This is a genomic window from Mycobacterium sp. E2733, assembly GCF_001667585.1.
Taxonomy (GTDB): Bacteria; Actinomycetota; Actinomycetes; order Mycobacteriales; family Mycobacteriaceae; genus Mycobacterium.
This window is the reverse complement of sequence record NZ_LZJZ01000013.1, coordinates 46,020-66,910: the sequence shown is the minus strand read 5'-3', so window position 1 is coordinate 66,910 and position 20,891 is coordinate 46,020. Positions and strand designations below refer to the sequence as shown.

The following is a 20,891-nucleotide window of genomic DNA, read 5'->3' as shown; positions in this document are numbered from 1 at the left end:
CCATTGCGGGGTAGCCACACCGGCATGAGTAACGAGGACAAGCTGAAGAACAAGATCGAGGACCTGGGCGGCCGTGCCAAGGAGGCCGTCGGCAAGGCGACCGGGGACCACGACACCAGGGACGAGGGCCGGGCGGATCAGGCGAAGTCCAGCCTCAAGGATGCGGGCGAAAAGGTGAAAGACGCGTTCAAGAAGTGAGCGGGCTCGCGGCGCTTCGCCGGCTTCCGGGGTTCGTCGGACTGGCGGCGCTGATCGCCGGTGTGCTGGTATCCAGTGCGCCGAGCCCGTCGGCGTCGGCGGAGCCATGTCCCGATGTCGAGGTGGTGTTCGCCCGCGGGTCGGGCGAGCCGCCCGGCGTCGGCGGCATCGGCGGGTCGTTCGTCGACGCGCTGCGCTCGCAGATCGGCTCCAGGTCCCTCGGGGTGTATGCCGTCAATTACCCAGCCAGCACGGACTTTTCGAGCCCCGACTTCCCACAGACCGTTGTCGACGGCATTCGTGACGCCAGCGCGCACGTCGAAGCCACGGCCAAGAACTGCCCCAACACCCGCGAGGTGCTCGGCGGGTACTCGCAGGGCGCGGCGCTCGCAGGGTACGTCACCTCGGCGGCCGTTCCCCCGGGCGTGCCCGCGTCCGCGGTGCCACCGCCCATGCCACCGGAAATAGCGAACCACGTCGCCGCGGTCACCTTGTTCGGGACGCCGTCGGGCGACTTCCTGCAGAAGTACCACGCACCGCCGCTCACCATCGGTCCGCTGTATCAGCCTAAGACCATCGAGTTGTGCGCCCAGGGCGATCCGGTGTGCGGCACCGGCAACGGTAACGATTTCGCCGCGCACGTCTCCTACGGGGCGAACGGCATGACGAACCAGGCCGCCAACTTCGCCTCCAGTCACCTGTAGGTCGGACGGCCCTGCAAGGATCGCAGCATGCGCGTTCTGATCACAGGCGGTACGGGATTCGTCGGCGGCTGGACGGCCAAGGCCATCGCCGACGCGGGGCACTCCATCCGATTTCTGGTGCGCAATCCCGGCAAGCTGGAGACTTCGGTGGCCAAGCTGGGCGTCGATGTCTCCGACTTCGCCGTCGCCGACATCACCGATCGCATGGCGGTGCGCCGGGCGCTGGACGGATGCGAAGCCGTGGTGCACAGCGCCGCCCTGGTCGCCACCGATCCGCGCCAGACGACGGAAATGCTCATGACCAACATGCAGGGCGCGCAGAACGTCCTCGGCCAGTCGGTCGAGCTGGGCTTGGACCCGATCATTCACGTATCCAGCTTCACCGCGCTCTTCCATCCGAGCCTGGAGACGTTGTCCGCGGACCTGCCGGTCGTCGGCGGCGCCGACGGATACGGCACGTCCAAGGCGCAGGTCGAGATCTATGCCCGCGGTCTGCAGGATGCCGGCGCGCCGGTGAACATCACCTACCCCGGCATGGTGCTCGGGCCGCCGGTCGGCGACCAGTTCGGCGAGGCCGGCGAGGGCGTCAGGGCGGCGGTGCAGATGCACGCGATTCCGGGGCGGAGCGCGGCGTGGTTGATCGTCGACGTCCGCGATCTGGCGACCTTGCATGCGACGCTGCTGGAGCCCGGACGCGGGCCGCGGCGCTACACCGCGGGCGGCCACCGGGTGCCGGCGGCCGAGCTCGCGGCCATGCTCGGCGAGGTCGCCGGGACGCCCATGGTCTCCGTCCCGATCCCCGACACCGCGTTGCGCGTGGCGGGGGCGGTGCTGGATCGGGCCGGTCGCTTCCTGCCTTTCGAAACACCGTTCACGTGGGCCGGAATGCAGTACTACACGCAGATGCCGGCATCCGACGATTCGCCCAGCGAACGCGAGCTCGGCATCAAGTACCGGGATCCGCAGGAAACGGTGGCCGACACACTGGCGGCGTACCGCAGCGCCGGCAGCTGAACCCTGCACCGAGGGACCAACGACTGCCGTAACGGGGCCCTAATGCCCTCGTTGGCCGTGGTCGGCGGAGAGAACATCGCCGTAACGTTCGGCTCCTGTGCACCCGGCTCGGGTGGCAGGAGTTCGCCTAGGAGATCCGCCATGACCAAACCGATTCCGCCCCTGGACCTTTCATGGCTGCTGATCGAGTCGCCGGCCGGCACGACGCACGTCGGCGCCATGCTGTTGTTCAAGAAGCCGGCCGGCCGCGCGCCCATCGTGCGCGAGATCGTGGAGGCGTATCGGGCGTGCGCGCCGGCGCCGCCCTTCAACTACGTTCCGGAGCTGCTCGGCCGGGGAGCGCCCCACTTCCGCGAGGTGACGCAGTGGGACCCCCACTACCACGTCGGGCACCTGGCCCTCCCCGCTCGGTCCTCCTACGAGGACCTGCTGCGGCTCGTCGCGGATCTGCACGAGCCACAACTCGACCGCGATCGGCCGCTTTTTCGGTGCTGGGTGATCGACGGGGTGCCGGACGGTATGTTCGCGATCTACACGAAGACCCATCATTCGATCATCGACGGTGAATCCGGCCTCAAGCTTCTCTACGCCGGGTTGAGCACGACCGCGGAGCGCACCATCCCGACACCCGCCTTCGCGCTGGGCGCGCCGGAACCCACGCCGCATCCGCCGACGCCCCTAACGTCGCGGATCGCCGACTCGATTCGCGGGACCATCACTCAGGTCCAGGCGCTCAACCAGATTTCGATCGGCACGCTGCGCAAGATGCTCGCGAGTATCGCCCGATCGCATCTGGAGGGCAGCCTGCCGTTTGGGGCGCAACACGCCCCGACCAACGCTCCGCTGCAGATCGGGCGAAGCTTCGCAACGCTTTCCTTGCCGCTCGAAGAGATGCATGAGGTCGGGCGGCGCCTCGGGGCGACCCTGAACGACGTGGCCGTCACCGTCGTCGACGCCGGGCTGCACGCCTACCTACGCGAGACGGGCCGGGCGTTCGCGCACCCTTTCATTGCGATGTGTCCGGTCTCGCTGCGCGCCGGCGGGGACACGACGATCGGCACGCGGGTGTCGGCGGTGTTCCCGCGACTCGGAGAGCCCGGAGCGAGCGTGGCAGAACGGATCCACCAGGTGGTGGACTCGGTCGCCGCCTGCAAGAAGGAGCTCAGCCGCATGTCCAGCGAGGCGGCACTCACCTATGCGGCCGGGCTCGTGGCGCTCGCCGGCCTGGGTTCTTCTACGCACCTGGACCGCGTCGCGCACCCGGCTTGCAACCTCGTCATTTCGAACGTGGCGGGCGCGGCGGAGGTCAAATACCTCAACGGTGCCCGCCTCCTCGGCATCTACCCGGTTTCCGCCCTCGCTGCCTCGATCGGACTGAACGCCACCTTCGCGTCCTACCACGACAGCATGGACTTCGGCTTCATCGCCAACGCCGCGGCGCTCGGTGACCTGACGCGCCTGGCCCGGTGCACCCGTCGCGCCTACGCAGAGCTGAGAGAGGCGGCGGGACTGCAACCGGAGGGTTCCGAGTCGGCCACCGTGTAGGAGGATCGACGGATGAAGAGCGTAACTTGCACCAACGCGAAGCTCGAAGTGGTCGACCTGCCCACGCCGGCGCCGGCCAAAGGCCAGTTGCTACTCGACGTCCTCCGGTGTGGCATCTGCGGATCGGATCTGCACGCGCGCCGGCACTGCGACGAACTCGCCGGCGTGATGGCCGAGTCGGGATACGACGCGTTCATGCGATCGGACCAGCAGGTGGTGTTCGGGCACGAATTCTGCGGCGAGGTGGTCGATTACGGTCCCGGCACGCGCAAGGCCCCGCGGTCCGGCACGCGCGTCGTCGCCCTGCCGCTGCTGCGGCGGGGCAAGAAGGTGCACGGGATCGGGCTGTCCACCATGGCGCCGGGCGCCTACGCCGAGCGGCTCCTGGTCGAGCAGTCGCTGACCTTCGCCGTTCCGAATGGGCTGGCCCCCGACGTCGCCGCGCTGACCGAGCCGATGGCCGTCGGGTGGCACGCGGTTCGGCGCGGCGAGGTGGGCAAGGGTGACGTCGCCATCGTCATCGGCTGCGGGCCAATCGGTCTCGCGGTGATTTGCATGCTCAAGTCGCACGGGGTGCGCACCGTCGTCGCGAGCGACTTCTCGGCGGGCCGCCGGGCGCTCGCGACGGCGTGCGGGGCCGATATCGTCGTCGACCCAGCGCAGGACTCCCCGTACGCGACCGAGGCGGGACACAAGCATCTGCAAGGCATCCTCGAGGCGTTCGACCTCGCCGTCGGGACGATTGAGAAGCTGCAGCGGCTGCGGCTGCCGTGGTGGCACGTGTGGCGCGCCGCCGAGGCCGCCGGCGCGGCAAAGCCCAAGCATCCCGTCATCTTCGAATGCGTCGGCGTCCCGGGCATCATCGACGGCATCATCGCCAGCGCGCCACTGTTCTCGCGCGTCGTCGTCGTCGGCGTCTGCATGGGCGCCGATCACATTCGACCGGCCATGGCGATCAACAAAGAAATCGACCTGCGGTTCGTGCTCGGCTACACGCCGCTCGAGTTCCGCGACACCCTGCGCATGCTCGCGGACGGCAAGGTCGACGTGACACCGCTGATGACGGGGACCGTCGGATTGTCCGGCGTCGAAGCCGCGTTCGATGCACTCGGTGACCCCGAGGCGCACGCGAAGATCCTGATCGACCCCAAGAGCGACGCTACGCTGCCGGTTTGATCTCCAAACCCACGTGCACCTTGTCGACCCCCCCGCGCACGATCGAGTGCGCATAGAACCACCACGCGTGATACCAGTACCGCTTGAGCACGGCGTTGTACACGCGCCGCGTCTCCGACTTCGGCAGCACGCGCGCGACCCCTTCGACCGGCTCGCTCTTCGGCTTGCCCAGGGATCCGCTCCTCGCGATCGTCACCCGCGGCGTGTTGTTGATCCGCTTCACCTTCCACGACCCGTCGTCGGTGATGACCAGGAGCTTGTCGCCGTCGGGCACGCCCCAGATCGCCGTCGGTTTCGGGCGGCCGTCCTTGGTGAATGTGGTCAGCAGCAGGTACTTGGACGCAATGACGTCTTTGAAGCTTGGAGCCACGGTTTTTCCTTCACTTTCTGAACTGTCCGGATGACAATTCCCCGGTCGCCGATTCCCTAATCATCGAGCTGGCCTGCGCCTGACCCAGCGGCCGTGTTGATATTTAGCGATCGCCCAAATTAGGGTCCGTTGATGGCCAGGGATCCGAGCACTCGCGACATGCTGATCGACGCGACGATCCAGATCATGGTCGACGAGGGCTACGCCGCGGCGACGTCGCGCCGGGTGGCGGCCGAAGCCGGCGTGAAACCCGCCTTGGTGCACTATTACTTCCCCACCATGGACGAGCTCTACCTGAACGTCTTCCGGCGCGGCGCGGCCGCCTACCTGGAGCGTCAACAGCGGGCGTTGACATCCGACCGCCCGCTGCATGCCTTCTGGGACACGCTCGTCGAGCCGAAGGACACCCGCCTGCTGCTGGAGTTCATGGGGCTGGCCAACCACCGCAAGGAGATCAGGGCGGAGATCGCGGCCTGGTCCGAGCGGTGGCGCGACATGCAGATCACTGCGCTCAATTCCATCGTGCGCGAACACGATTTGGACACAGGTGATTTCCCGCCTGCCGGCATCGCGGTCATCATCGCCGCGGTCGGTCGCATGCTGATCCTGGAGCAGGCACTGGGCGCGACGACCGGCCATTCGGAGGCCGTCGCGCTGGTTAGCCGGATCATCGACCGATTCGAGATGCCCAGTTAACCCGTTTCAGGGCAACACGACTCGCAACCGCTCCCAGCCACGCACGGTCGATGTCGAGGCCAATTGGGCCGTGTCGTAGTCGATGCCCCATTCGGGCCAGCGGTTGAGGATCTCGTCCAGCGCGACCCGGCCCTCGAGGCGGGCCAGGTTGGCGCCGAGGCAGTAGTGCACACCCTTGCCGAACGTGATGTGCGAGATGTTGTCGCGGCGGACGTTGTAGGTGTCGGGATCTGCATAGCGACGGTGGTCGCGGTTTGCGGCGCCGAACAACAGCAGCATGGCGCTGCCGGCCGGAACCGTCGTGCCGTAACACTCGAAATCCCTTGCCATCCAACGGGCGACGTGTGGCCCCGTCGGTTCGAATCGCAGCGTCTCGTCGACAGTACGGGTCAACAGTGACCGGTCCTCATAAACGGCGCGCCGCTGGTCGGGATGCTCGGCGAGCACCTTGGCCAGCCACCCGATCAGCCGGCCGGTCGTCTCGTTGCCGGCCCCGGCGACCACCTGCGTGTAGTGCAGCACCTCCTTGCGGGTCAGCTTCCGGTGCACCCCGTGCTCGTCGTCGAACTCGACGTTGAGCAGCGTCGTCATCAGGTCGTCGGAGGGATTCTTGGACCGCCATTCCACGTAGTCGGCGTAGATCCGGCCGTCGGCGATGGAGTCGGCGTCCACCACCTTCATCGGTGTGCCCGGCTTGGTGCGCAGGTTGGCGTCGTTGGCGTCACGGACCGAGACTTGTTCGGACTCCGGGATTCCCAGCAGCATCCCGATCACCCGCATCGGCATCATCGAGGCCAGCTCCGCGATGATGTCGAAGCTCCCGGAGCCGACCAGCGGGTCCAGGCACCGCACGCAGTAGCGCCGGATCTGGTCCTCGAGCTCGGCCATCCGGCGCGGCGTGAACACGCGCGACATCAGGCCGCGCAGCCTCGTGTGCTCCGGCGGATCCTGGAACATCATCACGCCGCCGGGCATCTCGAATTTCGACTGGATGAGCTCGAGGATGTCGCTGCGCTTGTTGGAGAACGTCTCCCAACTGGCCAGCGCCCGTTCGACGTCGGAATGCCTTGAGAGCGCCCAGAAGTCGTAACGCTCGTTGTAGTAGATCGGGGCCTCTTCGCGCAGCCGCGCGTAGGTCGGGTATGGATCGGCGATGATGCCGGTGTCGTAAGGGTCGTAGTAGACCGAAGTCTCGCTCCTGACAGTCTGGCCCATCGCCACCTCCACGTCCCGCCGTTTTGGGCGATCGCCCAAATACCCGGCGTACCCATGTCTAGCAAGGTGGCGATGCGCCCGTCAAGAGGCGCCGTGGCGAGCGGCCTCCTTAAGGAGCTGCACGCGGGAGGCCAGCCCCAACTTCGTGTAGACGTGGGTGAGATGCGATTGCACCGTGCGCGGCGAGACGAAAAGCCGGGTCGCGATGTCGTTGTTGCCTAGGCCTTCGGTGACCAGCCTCACGACATCAAGTTCGGTCGGTGTGAGCGAGCCCCATCCGCTGCTCGGGCGTTTGCGTTGGCCGCGGCCGCGTTGGGCGTAGGCGATCGCCTCCTCGGTGGACAATGCCGCTCCTTCGGCCCAAGCGGAGTCGAAGTCCTTCTCGCACATCGCCTCTCGTAGCGCCGTCACTGAAACCTGGTAGTCAGCGTCGAAGATCTTGAATCGGACCGTGCCGGTGCGTAGCCTCACGATCTCCGCCGCGCCCAAGAGGCGGGCGGCTTCACCGTGACTGCCAGCACCGCCGGCCAGAATGGCGAGGCACTCGAAGATGTCCGGAATGAACAGCCGAGACTCGAGTCGCGCGCTGAGCGCGAGCGCGTCGTGCGCGTCGCGGTCGGCCTGGTCAAAGTCGGTTTGCGCAATCGCCACACGCGCGCGCGCTGCCAACGCCGCGGCCAGATACCAGCCGGTGGTAGTCGAGACTGCTTGGTCGGCAAGGTGGCGCGCCGCGACAAGATCCTCATCCCCAAACGCGGCAAGCGCACTGAAAGTGCGCTGTGCCGCCGCAATGGCCAAGAAACCACCCATTAGCGGCGCGGCCGCCTCGCACGCGGTCCGAGCCGCGGGGGCGTTGCCGGCGGCCAACGCCGCGGCCGCCAACGCAGAGTACGCGAGACCGGCGGGGGTGCCCCCCAAGTCGGCGGCGACCTCGAGGGCCGCATCGGCGGCGGCTTGGGCTGCAACGACCTCACCACGCCACGCCAGCGCGCTGCCTCGCATCGCGAGGCTGTTCGCCTCAATCACTGCGTCATGGGCAACTTTCGCCTCGGCCACCAGCTCGGCGAATCGGGTGGTGGCACCTTCCAGGTCACCCTGATGTAGGTGCGCCACCCCGAGAGACCAGCGGCACACGCGCGAGACGAATCGGTCGCCGATGGCCTCGGCCAGCTCGCGCCCCTCTTCGGCGGCCGCACGCACGGCGAGCGGATCAACCGGGAGAGACGCAGCGGCCTGCCAGGCGAGGATTTGGCTCAGCCTCCAGCGATCGCCGATAGCACGAGCGAGCTCGGTCGCCTCGGTGAAACATGCCCGCGCCAGCTCGATGCCAGAGCTGTAGCCGGCGATCGAGCCGCAGGCGGTCAGTGCCCTCGCGAGCAGTCTCGGCTCGTCAACCTTTCGCGCGATCGCCAGGGCCTGCTGAGCCTGCTCGAGGCTCTCGGCAGAGCCCACCCGGATTGCGAGGCTGGCTTCATCGGCCAGCGCACGCGCCAGCACCGCGGGCGCCACCTCACTCTCGCCGGTCAGGGCGGTGTCGAACCAGGCCAAGCCTTCCCGGACGCGGCCTCGCGCGAGCCACAACGGCTGTAATGACGACGCCAGCGTCAACGCCAGCTCGATGTCCGAGTTTTCGCAACTCCACGCGAACGCGGCGCGCAAATTGTCGATCTCGGTCTCCGCCTGCTCGAGACGCTGCTCATAGTCGCGGCCTGCCGGCGCGTCGAGCAGGGTCGCAAGCGCTGTGTAGTACTCGCGGTGATGTGAGCGCACGGCATCTGCCTCGCCGGACTCCGCGAGCTTTTCGAGCGCGTACTGCCGCACCGTTTCCAGCAGGCGGTACCGTGTTCGCCCCCGGCTCTCGTCGGCGATGACCAGGGACTTGTCGACCAACAGGGTCAGCTGATCGATGACTTGATAGCGCTCCATCCCAGCAGAACCTGCGACCGCCTGTGCAGCTCCGAGGTCGAAGCCACCCAGGAAGGCAGCCAGCCGCCGGAACAACACCCGCTCGGGCTCCGTCAGCAGGTTATGAGACCAATCCACCGAAGCCCGCAGAGTCTGCTGGCGGCGCACCGCCGTGCGCGAACCGCCGGTCAACAAGCGGAACTGATCATGCAGGCTGTCGAGGATTTCGGCCAGCGACAATGCCCGGACCCGGGCCGCGGCCAGTTCGATGGCCAGCGGTATCCCGTCCAGACGCCGGCAGATCTCGACCACCGCAGCGGCATTGGCGTCGGTTACCACGAACCCGTTGTGCATTAAGTGCGCCCTGTCAGCGAACAATTCGACGGCTTCATCGTCAGGAGACAACGAGGGCACCCGGCACGTCGCCTCGCCCGGCACGCCGATCGGCTCACGGCTGGTCGTCAGCAGCGTTAGCCCCGGTGCCACACCCAGAACAGCGAGTGCCAGCTCCGCGCACGCGGTGAGCAGGTGCTCACAGTTGTCCAAGACCACAAGCAGTTGACGGTCACGAACAAACCGCAGCAGCGTGTCCGTCGTCGACCGCGCGGGGTGGTCGGGCAGTCCCATCGCCCGGGCCACGACCACGGGCAAGACATCGCTGTCGGTGATCGGTGCCAGGTCCACGTACCAGACACCCTCGGCGTATTCACTTGCCAGCTGGTTGGCGACTTCCACAGCCAGGCGCGTCTTACCTACCCCGCCAGCACCGGTCAGAGTCACAATTCGATTGTGGGTTAGGAGCTTCCGCACCTCCAAGAGTTGTGGCGCACGGCCGACAAGAGTGGTCAGCTGCGACGGAAGATTATGTACACCAACGTCTTTAGCGGTGCGCAAGGGGGGGAATTCGTTGCGCAGATCCGGGTGGCACAGCTGCACTACCCGTTCGGGACGAGGCACGCCACGCAACGCGTGACTGCCCAAATCCGTCAGCCATGCATCAACCGGCAGCGCGTCGACCACTAAGGACTCGGTCACCCCCGACAGCACTGTCTGCCCGCCATGCGCCAAATCACGCAACCGCGCCGCCCGATTGATGGTCGGGCCGATGTAGTTACCCTCGTCGCGCAGCTGTACCTCGCCGGTGTGCACCCCGATCCGCAAGCTGATCGGGGCCAACGGCGCCAGCTGCAGCCCGAGTGCACATGCGACCGCGTCGCTGGCCCGCGCGAACGCCAGGACGAAGCTGTCGCCCTCGCCCTGCTCCACCGGGCGCACGCCGCCGTGAGCGCCAACCAAATCCGAGAGTTCTCGATCCAGCCGCTCGAAAGCCGCGGTCATTTGCGCGGCCTGGGTCTCCCACAGCCCCGTTGAACCCTCGACGTCTGCCAACAGCAGCGTCACCGTGCCTGTTGGCAACAGCCCGCTCACGCCAAGATCGCTCCAGTCCACCCCCGGTAGGTCAGCACGTGGATCAATTTCGCTCATGCTAGCGAGCATGCGACGCATACGCGGAGCAAAACATCGGCGAAAACGCGGAGATTGCCGGTCTGGTAGACGATGGCCGCGTGACGTATAGCAAGGACACGACCGGGCTGGTGTTGATCGATCCATACAACGACTTCATCTCCCCCGGCGGCAAGGTGTGGGATCGCCTCAAAGACGTCATCGAGAGCAGCGACTGCGTCACCCACTTGAAACAGGTGCTCGACGCCGCACGGGTCGCCGATATCCGCGTGTTCTACGCGCTGCATCGTCGATACCGCCCCGGCGATTACGAGACATGGAAATACATTGCCCCCGTTCAAAAGGCGGCGTGGTCGCGCAGAACCTTCGAGTTGGGCACTTGTTGCGGGGAGCTTCGCGACGGGTTCGAACCGCAGCACGGCGATGTCGTCGCCCATGAGCATTGGTGTTCAAGTGGTTTCGCCAACACCGACTTGGACCTGCAACTCAAACGGCACGGCATTCATCGGCTCATCGTCATGGGACTGATCGCCCACACCTGCCTCGAGGCCACGGTTCGCTACGGCGCGGAGCTTGGTTACGAGGTCACCGTGGTGCGCGACGCAACGGCGGACTACTCGGATGTGGAAATGCGCGCCGCGCTGGAGGTGAACATCCCGAACTACGCCACCGCGTTCGTGCCGCCGGACGAGCTGGATCGCCTCGATCGCGGCCGGCGTTCCGAATCTGTGAAGATTTACCGCCCGGGTGTGAAGGCTTCGTTAAGAAGGCGGCACGCCCGCGGCCGGACCGGCACCGTGGAGGCATGACGCTCTTCGAGCTGCTTCCCTCGCTGAGGCACGGGTTGAACCCGCACCTCGATCGCGCGGTCTGGCCGCTGAGCGCCTACGTCGACGACCTCGGCCGATTGTGCGTCGGGGACGTCGCCGCCAGCGATATCGCCGCCGAGTACGGCACCCCCACCTACGTGGTGGACGAGCAGGATTTCCGCGCCCGGATCCGCTGCTATCGCGCGACGCTCCCCGATGCCGAGCTGATTTACGGCGGCAAGGCGCTGTTGAGCGTCGACGTGGCCCGCTGGGCCGCGGACGAAGGGGCCGGCCTGAAGGTCTGCTCGGCCGGCGAACTGGCCACCGCGCTGGCCGCCGACGTCGCGCCCTCGACGATCATCCTGGACGGCGCGAAAACCGCGACTGAGGTCGGTGACGCAATCGCGGCCGGCGTCCGGCGGATCGTGATCGACTCACCCAGCGAGATCTCGCTGCTCGCCTGCCGGGTGCGCCACCGTCAGCGCGTCCTGGTGCGAGTCATTCCCGACGTCGGGACTCCCGAACGAAAATTCGGCTTCGCGTTGTCCGGAGGCCGGGCGGCACTCAGGCGTGTCTTGGACCAGCCGACGCTCGACCCGGTCGGGCTGCACTGCCAGCTCGGGTCGCACCTAACCGACACCTCACGCTACGGTGCCGCGATCCGGCAGATGATCGGCGTCATGGCCGAGGTCCGCGACCACCATCAGGTCGTGCTCACCGAGCTCAATCTCGGCGGGGGACACGCGGTCCCATACCGATCGGGGGACCCGGAACTCAACCTGCGCTCGCTCGGGGCCACTGTGGATGCCGCGCTGGAATCCGCTTGTGCCGAGCACGGATTCCCGCGACCGAAGGTCGTAATCGAACCGGGCCGGGCGATCGCCGCACGCGCCGGGGTGACCCTGTGCCGGGTCACCGCTGTCAAGCGCCAGCCGGGCGGGCATACCTTCGTCGCGGTGGACGGCGCCCCGGGCGACGATCCGGCGAGCCCGGGCGCGAAATACACGGTGGCACTGGCGAACCGCCACCGGCCGACCGCGAGCACACCCGTCACCGTGGTGGGACGGAATGGAAACGGTGATGAGATCGCCCGGGACGTCGAGCTGCCCTCGGACATCCACCCGGGCGATCTGCTGGCGGTGGCCTGCACCGGCGCCTATCAGCACTCGACCGTGTCGAGCCTGGGCCTGGGGGGCCGACCGCCGCTGGTCGCGGTCTCCGGCGGGGAGCACCGAGAATTGGTGCGCCGGGAGACGGTGGCCGACCTGCTGGCCCGCGACTGCGGTTGGAATGGCCAATGACGGCTTCCGGCACGAACGTTCGCGCGCGCGCCGACCGTTTGCGCGTCACGGTGGCGTACGGGGGCCTGCTGCTCGCGGTCTCCGTCACCCTGACGGTGATGGGTGCGCGCACCCGCGCCTCGGTCGTCAGCGAAATGAGCACCAACCTGCACAACCTGGCTCACGGTCACCTCGGCACCTTGATCGGTAGCGCGTTCGTCAGCGACGGGGGCGACGTCTATCTCTGGTTGCCCGGGCTGGTGTGCCTGCTGGCGCTGGGCGAACTCATCTGGCGGGGCTGGGGTTTGCTGATCACCTTTGCCGTCGGCCACATCGGGGCCACCTTGATCCTCGCGGTGGGGCTGGTCGCCGCGGTGGAGACGGGATGGCTGCCCTTCTCGGTTGCGCGCGCCACCGACGTCGGGATCAGCTACGGCGCGATGTGCGTGCTGGGCGCCCTGACCGCGTCGATTCCGTTGCGCTGGCGTCCGGCCTGGATCGGCTGGTGGCTCGGCATCGCTTTGGTGGCAACGTTTGACGCGGACTTCACCGCGTTCGGTCACGTTCTGGCGCTACTGCTGGGCATGGGCTTGTCGTTTCGGTTGCCGTCGATCGTGCAGTGGACCCCCGTGCACGCGGCGTTGCTCACCGTCGGTGCCGCCTTCGGCTTTTTCGTGCTGTCGGGATGGTCGTCGCTGGCGGCACCCGCCGGTGGGTTCACGGGCGTGGTGGTCGCGGCCCTCCTCGCCAGTCGGGTGATGCGCTATTCCGCTGTCTGAGCGGTTAACCCGTCAGCGTTTCGATCTGGTAGCGGCTCGCCGTCCAGGGTGGGGAGTCGCGCGCAGGCGTGAGGGTGATTGTCAGCTGCGCCTTCCCCGCGGTTACCGATTGCGGCAAGAGATAGGAGTCATCGAGCCAGCGGTGAAAAACGTTGCTGCGCGGCTGCAACCAGTTCCCCACGGGGACGCCGTCGATGGTGACGTCGGCCGATTGGAAGCCGTCCGCTTGATCCGATGTGCGGCGCAGCAGGATGCCGCGGTTGCCCGGGTCGATTTCGAGGTGGAAAGTGATCGCGGCGTTGGTGGCGCGGACCGACCCGATTACCGGATGCATGTCGTCGGCGCCTTCATACTCGCTGACCAGCAGCTGATCCGAGGCATCGGCGTCGCCGTAGCCGTGCAGGAGTCGGCTGACCGGATCGCCGGGGCGGACGTCGTCACCCGGCGTGAGGATGTCGTCGGGTTGCGTGTAGAGGAAAGCGGTTGAGCTGTAGTCCGGCTGAACCATATTCCGTTTACCGTGCTCGATGCCGAATCGAATCGCCGAGTGGTAATCGATTGCGTCGGCGAGCATGAGCCGATAGACGGCGACGCAATAGTCGGAGCAGCCGCCGGTGGCCGTGCGCCGGTCCGGCTGTCCGGTGAGCGGGTCGCTGAAGCGGGTGCCGTCCTTGAAATACCAGCCGCCCTCGTACAAATCCTCGGTCCCGGTGCCATACCACTGGGGCGACGCGGCGCCGTCCGTGTACACGCGCTCGGCTCCTTCGAGAAAGTAAGGGGCGCCGTCACTGAACGCGGTTTTGATGCGAGAACCGCGGATGGTGTGGCTGACACCGACGAACTTCCCGTTGCCCTGTTCGTCGGCGAACAGCCAGTCCTGGCCCGGGATTGTCGGCCCGGCATGCGAGCGAGCCGTGAAGTAGCCGGCGCGACCGCTGGCCAGCGCGGGCGCCCAGTGGGCGTCGGGGGCGATCATCACGTCGCTCTCGATTCCCGGGACGGGGTCGTCGGTGGTGTTCACGAGCGTGATGCGAGCTTCGTGGGCGAAAGGCATGGGCCACCATGCGGACAACGTCAACGGTCCCCCGGGCTGAGGGATCGCGGCGAACATCAGGGATCGCACGGTGCTTGTGCCAAGCCCGGCGCCGAAGAACTCCCCGAGTGGGGAGTCGACCATGGTTCGGCCGTCGAAGTCCATCCGCAGCCGCAAGCCGCTCAGAAGTTCGTCCGTTGGGTCGGGCAGCTGCAGTCGCAACGCCGAGATGCTGCCCGGGCCGGTCGATTCCGCGATGGCGATCCCGGTGCCGGCCGGGACGTCGACAACCCGGCTGTCGTGAACCGCCCCAGGCGCCGGCGGTTTGGGGTCGGCGGTGCCGGCGCCACGCAGCGTGGCGAGCACGTCGAGCGCCGGGTCGGAGGGCGAGAAAGTGGTGACGCCCATGCCACTCGAGAATTGGCGATAGTCGACGTGGTAATACTCGAGATTCGAAGCGACGCTGATCCGCATCGACTCGCGGTAGGGCATCGGCACTTTGATGTACACCCCGCCGGGTGACTGCGCCGCATTGGCCACGAGCGGCCATTCGAACGGCGCACCCAACGCACCATCGACCACCGATTGCAAGGGCGCGTCTAGCACCGTTTGACCGTCCAATTCGACGCGGATGTTCCCGATCCGAATCACCTTGCCACCGTCGCGGGTGAACCAGATCGAATCCACCTCGCCGGCACCGTGATCCTCCGCGATGACGCAGCCGGCACCCCCCGAGATCAAACATCCCCCGGTGCCGTTGCGATTTCCGGTCGAGAGGTCGAAATCACCGCCGCTGCGATCGAAGCTGGAGAGCTGCAGGGCCTGGGTGTCGTTCCGCAGATACGGCAGCAGGTCCAGTCGCCGATAGGTGTCCCAGCCGACCAGCCTGTCGCCGGCGTTGCCGATCGGCTCCGCGAGCGCAGTGGTCGCGGCGGTAATACCGGCCGCCACCGCGAGCGCTAAGGCTAATGTTGCGCACCACGCACGAATAGCCATCGGCATAACCACAAAGCCTACTTTTCCCGATCGGGTTGACCGGATTTGGAATCTAACGACGGTCCGGCCCCGCAGGACGCAAACGAGCCGCGTGCATGAAATGCATTCATAGTGCTGACAGTTCAGGAACGAGTGGACCGGATTCTGGCACGAGGAGATACGCCGGCGCGGTCAGTGTGGTCGTGCAGACAGCCTACCCAGTTCAACGGCAGGATTGCAATGGGCACGACAACGCCCGGTGGAGCCGCCGGTAGCCGTATCTCGCTTCCCCCGAACACGTTTGACATCGCCCTGCATTGTTGCAATGTAGGTCGGATCGTGCGCTGTGCATCATATTATTCCGCCATCCGCCGTCGTGGAAGATTTTGGGAAATGAATGCAAATCGGGCTCCGGGTGCCCACCAGGGCCGGATTAACCGCGACATGGGTCGGTCCAGCGGGGGGTTGCGCCAGGCTTTCAATCAGTTGAGAAAGGTCGCCGCAAATTTGGTGATTTCCATAGCATTCCGCATTGCACTCACGTAACATAACTCCCCTCGGGCGTACATCTCTCCTCTAAAGGATGGAGTGGTCCATGTCTCGTATGAAGTACAAGATTGTTCTCGGCCTGATACTTGCCGCCACCGCGTTGACCTCTTCAGGGTGCACGGTGCCGCTAGTCATCGACTGCAGCACTGCGGCCACGGGAATAACCTGCACGCCATAGGGTCCCCTTCAGCCCTCGAGGGGTTGCGCTGCTGGCACGCCTCGCTTGGTAAGACTCGCTTTTGGGTCTACCTAGCGCACCGCTGGGTTACCTGGGCGTGCCAGCCAGCGCACCGGGCTTCTTTTCGCGCGGGTTACGGAAGTGCTTGCTCATCAGGCAACTTCGGGCGTCAGGCGCTTCGCGCTGATTCGCGCTGTCTTAGATTACAACAGGGTGCCGCCCAACGCTCCGGCGCTGCATGGGCGCGCGTGTGCTGAAAACCGTTGACACGGAATAGCACAAGTTCGGTGCGGAAATCTCTGTGGTCCTGCCGCGCCCAATCTTGCTGACCCAGCTGTCCTGGTGGATCTCTCAACCCATGTGGCACAACGGAATGCGTCCGGACCGGCAATACCCCTTTTTCGATCATCGGCATAGAACATCTCAAATACGTTTAATCCCTTGGCATTCCGGATTGTACTCACGTAACATAACTCGCCTCGGGCTTAACATTTCTCCTCGGATGGATGGAGTGGTTCATGTCTCGTATGAAGTACAAGGTTGTTCTCGGCCTGGTCCTGGGCTTCACCGCATTGACAAGCTCCGGGTGCACCTTGCCAGCTATCTCGTGCACCAGTGGGGCCACCGGAATCACCTGCACGCCATAGGGCGGCTTCGGGTTGCGCTGCTGGCGCGCTCTACTTCGTAGGCGTGGGCGCGCCGGTTAGCGTACCGACTCCTTGTTGCTCAGTTACCTGAAAGCGCTTGTTTATCAAGTGCTCTGGTGCAGGGGCGCACGGGCCAACCCGAAAGCCCGTGAGGGGTCGAGGCTTTGTCACTTCGTCTTGCTGCTCTTCTTCAAGGCCGTATCCCGACTGGGCTGAACGCGTTTCGGTTCTCCGGGCATCTTTGGGTAGTTCGGCGGATAGGGCATGTCGCCGAGGCCACGCTCTTCGTCGGCTTCGGCGATCGCCAGTAGGGGCGCGATCGACTGCGACACGTCATTCATTGCGGCCCAGGGATCTTGGCGCCCCTTCACCAGGTCGGGGACGGTCTCGATGGTGTAGTCGTCAGGTTCCGCGCTGGCCAGCTGGTCCCATGTCAGCGGCGTCGACACCGTCGCGATCGGGGTGGGGCGCACCGAGTACGCCGACGCCATGGTGCGGTCCCGGGCGTTCTGATTGAAGTCGATGAAGATGCGCTTGCCGCGTTGCTCTTTCCACCACGCAGTGGTGACGGCCTCGGGTGCGCGTCGCTCTACCTCGCGGGCCAGGGCGATGCCGGCGCGGCGTACCTCGATGAAGTCCCAATCGCTGGCGATCCGCAGGAAGACGTGGATCCCGCGCCCGCCGGAGGTTTTGGGGTATCCCACCAGACCGAGCTCGTCGAGCAATGGTCGCAACACGTCGACCGCGACCTCGCGCGCCTGCTCGAAGCCGACACCGGGCTGCGGATCCAGGTCGATGCGCAACTCGTCGGGATGGTCGGTATCCGGGCAGCGCACCTGCCACGGGTGCAAGGTGATGGTGCCCATCTGCGCCGCCCACACGATGGCGGAGGGGTGCGTCACCTTCAGCGCGTCGGCGGTGCGGCCGGACGGGAACGTCACCCGGCAGGTCTGCAGATAGTCGGGGTGGTGCTGCGGAACCCGCTTCTGGTAGATCTCCTCACCGTCGATGCCATCCGGGAACCGCTGCAGATGGGTGGGCCGATCGCGGAGCGCGTCGAGCAACGGGCTTCCGGCTTCAACGGCCACGGTTCGGTAGTACTCGACGAGCCGCCGCTTTGTGCCCTTCGCACCCAGCTTGGGGAAATAGACCTTGTCCGGACTGGTCAGGCGCACCGCAATACCGTCGACGTCGAGCTCTTCTGCAGCAGCCATACCAAAGATTCCAGCACAATCGGCTTATGGACTTACCCGTCATGCCCCCGGTGTCGCCGATGCTTGCCAAATCGGTGCCGTCGATCCCGCCCGAAGCGTCATACGAACCGAAATGGGACGGATTCAGGTCCATCTGTTTCCGTGACCGCGACGAAGTGGAGCTGGGCAGCCGCAACGAACGGCCCATGACGCGCTATTTCCCCGAGTTGGTGGCGGCGGTCCAAGCAGAGCTGCCCGCGCGTTGCGTGATCGACGGGGAGATCGTCATCGCCACCGACCACGGCCTGGATTTCGAGGCGCTACAACAGCGCATCCACCCGGCCGATTCGCGGGTGCGGATGCTCGCCGAGGCGACGCCGGCGTCCTTCATCGCATTCGACTTGCTCGCCCTGGGCGACGACGACTACATGGGGCGACCATTCAGCGAGCGGCGCGCCGCCCTCGTCGATGCCCTGGCGGACTCGGGACCGTCGATCCATGTCACGCCGGCCACCACCGACATCGATATTGCTCGGCGTTGGTTCGACGAGTTCGAGGGAGCCGGCCTCGACGGTGTCATCGCCAAGCCGCTGACCGTCACCTATCAGCCCGACAAGCGAGCCATGTTCAAGATCAAGCACGAGCGGACCGCCGACTGCGTGGTCGCCGGCTATCGCGTGCACAAGTCCGGCGGCCCAGAAGTTCAAGCCATAGGCTCGCTCCTGCTCGGGCTCTATCAGGACGATGGCCAGCTGGCGTCCGTCGGCGTGATCGGCGCCTTTCCCATGGCCGAGCGGCGACGCCTGTTCGCCGAGCTGCAGCCGCTCGTCACCGACTTCGAGGACCACCCATGGAATTGGGCCGCCCACGAGGCAGGCGAACGAACGCCGCGCAAGAACGAATTCTCGCGCTGGAATGCCGGAAAGGATCTTTCGTTCGTGCCGCTGCGTCCGGAGCGCGTCGTTGAGGTTCGCTACGACCACATGGAGGGCCGGCGCTTCCGTCATACCGCGCAGTTCAACCGGTGGCGTCCGGACCGCGAGCCCCGCTCGTGCACCTACGAACAGCTCGAACAGCCGGTGACATTCAGCCTCGGTGACATCGTGCCCGGCCTGGGATCGGCCTAGAAGGGTGGCGGCTCATTGCGTTCGGCGATGTGCGCGGCATTGAGTGCGCGTTCGGCGTTGATGCGGCGGGCCCGGTCCTGCTGTCGGGTCCGGCGGCGTTTGGGCATCATGACTCCGCGATCGCCGGGAGGTCGATTTTGACTTGAGGCGAATCGTAATTCGCCCGTCGTCACGCACAGCGCGGGAAACAACAGTCGGCTGCCCGGACGGGTGGTGTAGGTCTGCCCGGTCGGCGACGTCCACACCACGGTGCCGTCCGGCCGTTGCTCGTCACGCCAACCCGTCCAGAACGTTTTCAAAAGATGGTGTTTTCTGCATAGGCATTTGAGGTTGGACGCGTGGGTGGGGCCGAGCGGGTAGGGCACCGTGTGGTCGATGTCGGCGAACTCGGCCGGTCGATCGCAACCGGGGAACCGGCATGTCATGTCGCGGCACCGGATAAAACGCTCCAGCTCGGCCGAGGGGCGATACCCCGGTTCGGGCTTCGCGTCGGCGGGGTGACTCAGCGGCCGGACCTTGGCGCCGCCGCGGATCAGCTCGGCGACTACGCCAGGCGATAGCACCCCGCCGCCGGTGATCAGCGCGGGCGGCCGGGTTTGCGGCACATCGGGCTCGGGATCGGGCGCCAGCGCCTCGGCGAGTGTCGTCTGGTCCGTAACGGGCCTGCGCGCCGGCTGGCCTGCCATGTGCGGGTCGGGATCGGCGTTCAGCGCCGACGCGTCGGCGACAACGTTAATAACCACGCTGGCCGCTCGCTCGTCCTTAGCGCCGCCGGCCAGACAGGCCGCGTCGCCGCAACTGCACGCGAGCCGGTCCGCGCCGGCGGCCAGCGCGCCCAACGCGTCGGCGCGGCGCTGGGCAACGGTGCGCGGGTCGTCATCACACACACCGTGAGCCATCTGCAGCAGGCGCCGCTCCAGCACGGCCGCATCATGCGCATAGAGTCGGCCCCATATAGCCGCGGTGCCCGACTCGTCGTCGGATTGATCGATGACGACGTCGCGGCTGCGGGCCGCGGCGCGAGTGCGGCGCAGGGCGCCCGGATCGTATTGGTCCACCACCGCGTCGATTGCTTGCGCGGTCTTGCTTGCGGACATCGGCCCGAACCGTGCCGCGTCGTCGGCCAACGTCGTGTCGATCAATTCCAATGTCTCACGGTCTTTTACGAGGTCGGTATGCCAGACAATGGTCGCCGCCAGCCGGGCGCTGATCGTGCCCTCGGCGAACAGCGTCCCCACTCGCGGAAGCCGGTTGCGCAGCGCCGCGGCCAGATACATCTGGCCAGAGGCCATGGCGTGGCTGATGTTCTGTGCGGCAGCGACTTCGGCCGCCATGGCATCCCAGTTGTCGCATGACCAGTGGGCGGAAATCGTCGGACCGTCGGCGTGGCGGTGCACGAGCTCCGCGACCGCCGCCAGCTTGCGCGCCGCCGCCTTCGCCTCAATCCGTGCGCACTCCGCGATCGCGGCCGACACCTCCGCGTCATCGGCGCGCGCCAGCGCCTCAATGGTCGGCAACACATCATCGAACATACGTCCGAATATATCGCCTGCGCCGCAGCGCGAACACCGCCCAAAATCCAGGCTGTGGATGAACTTGTAGCTGTGGATAACTCCGAAGAAAGCGTTTAATCTCCGCCAGGGCGGGCAAGTGAACTCACATGTCTGTGACAGCGTTTCAGGATTTGCCGTTGGCCGATCGCGATCGCAAGTGGGACGGAGACGCCGCCGAAAAGCGGGTCCGCAACTGGGCCGGGGCGAAAGACGCGCCCAATCAGAAGTACCGCGACGCCCACGTCTGGTACGACAACGCGAAGAAGGACAACTTCACGGCGTACAAACTCTTGATCGCCGATGTCATCGGTGGCGACCTCAAGGCCGTTCCCCGCGGGGTGATGGCGGCCGGCGCGATCATGGACGGCGCGCGCGGCGGCATCGACCTCCCGAAGACCGACGTCGACCGGGTCAAGAGCCACCTGGCCAAGTACTACAAGAAGATGGGCGAGAGCCCACCGTGGGAGCGCGGGTGATCTAG

17 protein-coding genes are annotated in these 20,891 nt (G+C 66.3%); 11 read left to right on the top strand and 6 right to left on the bottom strand.

The features are described 5' to 3' along the window. Window positions 1-24 precede the first annotated feature (24 nt). From A5678_RS02140 to A5678_RS02120, 5 genes are all read left to right on the top strand, one after another. The gene (locus A5678_RS02140) at window positions 25-198 is read left to right on the top strand and encodes a CsbD family protein (RefSeq protein ID WP_066954818.1); all 174 of its coding nucleotides are present in this window, start codon (window positions 25-27) and stop codon (window positions 196-198) included. Between the two features lie 41 nt (window positions 199-239). After that, window positions 240-902 carry a cutinase family protein gene (locus A5678_RS02135; RefSeq protein WP_068037766.1) on the top strand — a complete coding sequence of 221 codons (663 nt, stop codon included), beginning with the start codon at window positions 240-242 and terminating at the stop codon, window positions 900-902. Window positions 903-929: 27 nt separating this feature from the next. Continuing rightward, window positions 930-1,916, top strand: a complete 987-nt coding sequence (locus A5678_RS02130) for an NAD-dependent epimerase/dehydratase family protein (RefSeq protein WP_068037721.1) — start codon at window positions 930-932, stop codon at window positions 1,914-1,916. Window positions 1,917-2,057: 141 nt separating this feature from the next. Next, window positions 2,058-3,461 carry a wax ester/triacylglycerol synthase family O-acyltransferase gene (locus A5678_RS02125; RefSeq protein ID WP_068037718.1) on the top strand — a complete coding sequence of 468 codons (1,404 nt, stop codon included), beginning with the start codon at window positions 2,058-2,060 and terminating at the stop codon, window positions 3,459-3,461. A 12-nt stretch (window positions 3,462-3,473) separates the two neighbouring features. Next, window positions 3,474-4,637: a zinc-binding dehydrogenase gene (locus A5678_RS02120; protein WP_068037715.1), complete on the top strand. Its 1,164-nt coding sequence runs from the start codon at window positions 3,474-3,476 to the stop codon at window positions 4,635-4,637. On the opposite strand, the gene A5678_RS02115 is transcribed toward A5678_RS02120, so the two are convergent. Next, window positions 4,621-5,007 carry a PPOX class F420-dependent oxidoreductase gene (locus tag A5678_RS02115; RefSeq protein WP_068037711.1) on the bottom strand — a complete coding sequence of 129 codons (387 nt, stop codon included), beginning with the start codon at window positions 5,005-5,007 and terminating at the stop codon, window positions 4,621-4,623. The two genes, A5678_RS02120 and A5678_RS02115, sit on opposite strands and share 17 nt — an antisense overlap. 132 nt (window positions 5,008-5,139) lie before the next feature. On the opposite strand from A5678_RS02115, the gene A5678_RS02110 reads away from it, so the two are divergent. After that, window positions 5,140-5,703 (top strand): TetR/AcrR family transcriptional regulator, encoded by a 564-nt coding sequence (locus tag A5678_RS02110; protein WP_231983552.1) that lies wholly within the window; start codon window positions 5,140-5,142, stop codon window positions 5,701-5,703. A 6-nt stretch (window positions 5,704-5,709) separates the two neighbouring features. Here A5678_RS02110 and A5678_RS02105 read toward each other — a convergent pair whose 3' ends face one another. Then, on the bottom strand, window positions 5,710-6,918 hold the full coding sequence (locus A5678_RS02105; RefSeq protein WP_068037762.1) for a cytochrome P450: 1,209 nt from the start codon (window positions 6,916-6,918) through the stop codon (window positions 5,710-5,712). A gap of 81 nt (window positions 6,919-6,999) precedes the next feature. Continuing rightward, window positions 7,000-10,251: a LuxR C-terminal-related transcriptional regulator gene (locus tag A5678_RS02100; protein WP_068037759.1), complete on the bottom strand. Its 3,252-nt coding sequence runs from the start codon at window positions 10,249-10,251 to the stop codon at window positions 7,000-7,002. Between the two features lie 137 nt (window positions 10,252-10,388). Here A5678_RS02100 and A5678_RS02095 point away from each other — a divergent pair, with 137 nt between their 5' ends. Genes A5678_RS02095 through A5678_RS02085 form a run of 3 tightly spaced genes read left to right on the top strand, consistent with a single transcriptional unit; the run spans window position 10,389 to window position 13,155 of the window. Continuing rightward, window positions 10,389-11,096: a cysteine hydrolase family protein gene (locus tag A5678_RS02095; RefSeq protein WP_197502010.1), complete on the top strand. Its 708-nt coding sequence runs from the start codon at window positions 10,389-10,391 to the stop codon at window positions 11,094-11,096. Next, complete coding sequence (locus A5678_RS02090) at window positions 11,093-12,397, top strand: diaminopimelate decarboxylase (RefSeq protein ID WP_068037707.1); 1,305 nt, start codon at window positions 11,093-11,095, stop codon at window positions 12,395-12,397. The genes A5678_RS02095 and A5678_RS02090 overlap by 4 nt, the downstream gene beginning before the upstream one ends. After that, window positions 12,394-13,155 carry a rhomboid-like protein gene (locus A5678_RS02085; RefSeq protein ID WP_068037705.1) on the top strand — a complete coding sequence of 254 codons (762 nt, stop codon included), beginning with the start codon at window positions 12,394-12,396 and terminating at the stop codon, window positions 13,153-13,155. The genes A5678_RS02090 and A5678_RS02085 overlap by 4 nt, the downstream gene beginning before the upstream one ends. A 4-nt stretch (window positions 13,156-13,159) precedes the next feature. On the opposite strand, the gene A5678_RS02080 is transcribed toward A5678_RS02085, so the two are convergent. Together A5678_RS02080 and ligD are read right to left on the bottom strand one after the other, a co-directional pair. After that, window positions 13,160-15,190 (bottom strand): glycoside hydrolase family 172 protein, encoded by a 2,031-nt coding sequence (locus A5678_RS02080; protein WP_082945342.1) that lies wholly within the window; start codon window positions 15,188-15,190, stop codon window positions 13,160-13,162. Between the two features lie 1,514 nt (window positions 15,191-16,704). Then, on the bottom strand, window positions 16,705-17,751 hold the full coding sequence (gene ligD, locus A5678_RS02075) for a non-homologous end-joining DNA ligase (protein WP_068037701.1): 1,047 nt from the start codon (window positions 17,749-17,751) through the stop codon (window positions 16,705-16,707). Between the two features lie 26 nt (window positions 17,752-17,777). Here ligD and A5678_RS02070 point away from each other — a divergent pair, with 26 nt between their 5' ends. Next, complete coding sequence (locus A5678_RS02070) at window positions 17,778-18,857, top strand: ATP-dependent DNA ligase (protein ID WP_068037698.1); 1,080 nt, start codon at window positions 17,778-17,780, stop codon at window positions 18,855-18,857. Here A5678_RS02070 and A5678_RS02065 read toward each other — a convergent pair. Then, a complete protein-coding gene (locus A5678_RS02065; RefSeq protein WP_068037696.1) occupies window positions 18,854-20,389 on the bottom strand; it encodes an HNH endonuclease signature motif containing protein in 1,536 nt (511 codons plus the stop codon). The genes A5678_RS02070 and A5678_RS02065 overlap by 4 nt on opposite strands. Window positions 20,390-20,517: 128 nt before the next feature. Between A5678_RS02065 and A5678_RS02060 the strand changes: the two genes are divergently transcribed. Continuing rightward, window positions 20,518-20,886, top strand: coding sequence for a hypothetical protein (locus A5678_RS02060; RefSeq protein ID WP_068037694.1), 369 nt, complete (start codon window positions 20,518-20,520; stop codon window positions 20,884-20,886). Window positions 20,887-20,891: the final 5 nt, after the last annotated feature.

Bases quoted from the DNA above. Each gene is read 5' to 3' on its own strand.
- A5678_RS02065 (WP_068037696.1), bottom strand. From the start codon at position 20,389: ATGTTCGATGATGTGTTGCCGACCATTGAGGCGCTGGCGCGCGCCGAT.
- A5678_RS02060 (WP_068037694.1), top strand. From the start codon at position 20,518: ATGTCTGTGACAGCGTTTCAGGATTTGCCGTTGGCCGATCGCGATCGC.
- A5678_RS02110 (WP_231983552.1), top strand. From the start codon at position 5,140: ATGGCCAGGGATCCGAGCACTCGCGACATGCTGATCGACGCGACGATC.
- A5678_RS02080 (WP_082945342.1), bottom strand. From the start codon at position 15,190: ATGCCGATGGCTATTCGTGCGTGGTGCGCAACATTAGCCTTAGCGCTC.
- A5678_RS02105 (WP_068037762.1), bottom strand. From the start codon at position 6,918: ATGGGCCAGACTGTCAGGAGCGAGACTTCGGTCTACTACGACCCTTAC.
- A5678_RS02125 (WP_068037718.1), top strand. From the start codon at position 2,058: ATGACCAAACCGATTCCGCCCCTGGACCTTTCATGGCTGCTGATCGAG.
- A5678_RS02085 (WP_068037705.1), top strand. From the start codon at position 12,394: ATGACGGCTTCCGGCACGAACGTTCGCGCGCGCGCCGACCGTTTGCGC.
- ligD (WP_068037701.1), bottom strand. From the start codon at position 17,751: ATGGCTGCTGCAGAAGAGCTCGACGTCGACGGTATTGCGGTGCGCCTG.
- A5678_RS02120 (WP_068037715.1), top strand. From the start codon at position 3,474: ATGAAGAGCGTAACTTGCACCAACGCGAAGCTCGAAGTGGTCGACCTG.
- A5678_RS02130 (WP_068037721.1), top strand. From the start codon at position 930: ATGCGCGTTCTGATCACAGGCGGTACGGGATTCGTCGGCGGCTGGACG.
- A5678_RS02090 (WP_068037707.1), top strand. From the start codon at position 11,093: ATGACGCTCTTCGAGCTGCTTCCCTCGCTGAGGCACGGGTTGAACCCG.
- A5678_RS02140 (WP_066954818.1), top strand. From the start codon at position 25: ATGAGTAACGAGGACAAGCTGAAGAACAAGATCGAGGACCTGGGCGGC.
- A5678_RS02070 (WP_068037698.1), top strand. From the start codon at position 17,778: ATGGACTTACCCGTCATGCCCCCGGTGTCGCCGATGCTTGCCAAATCG.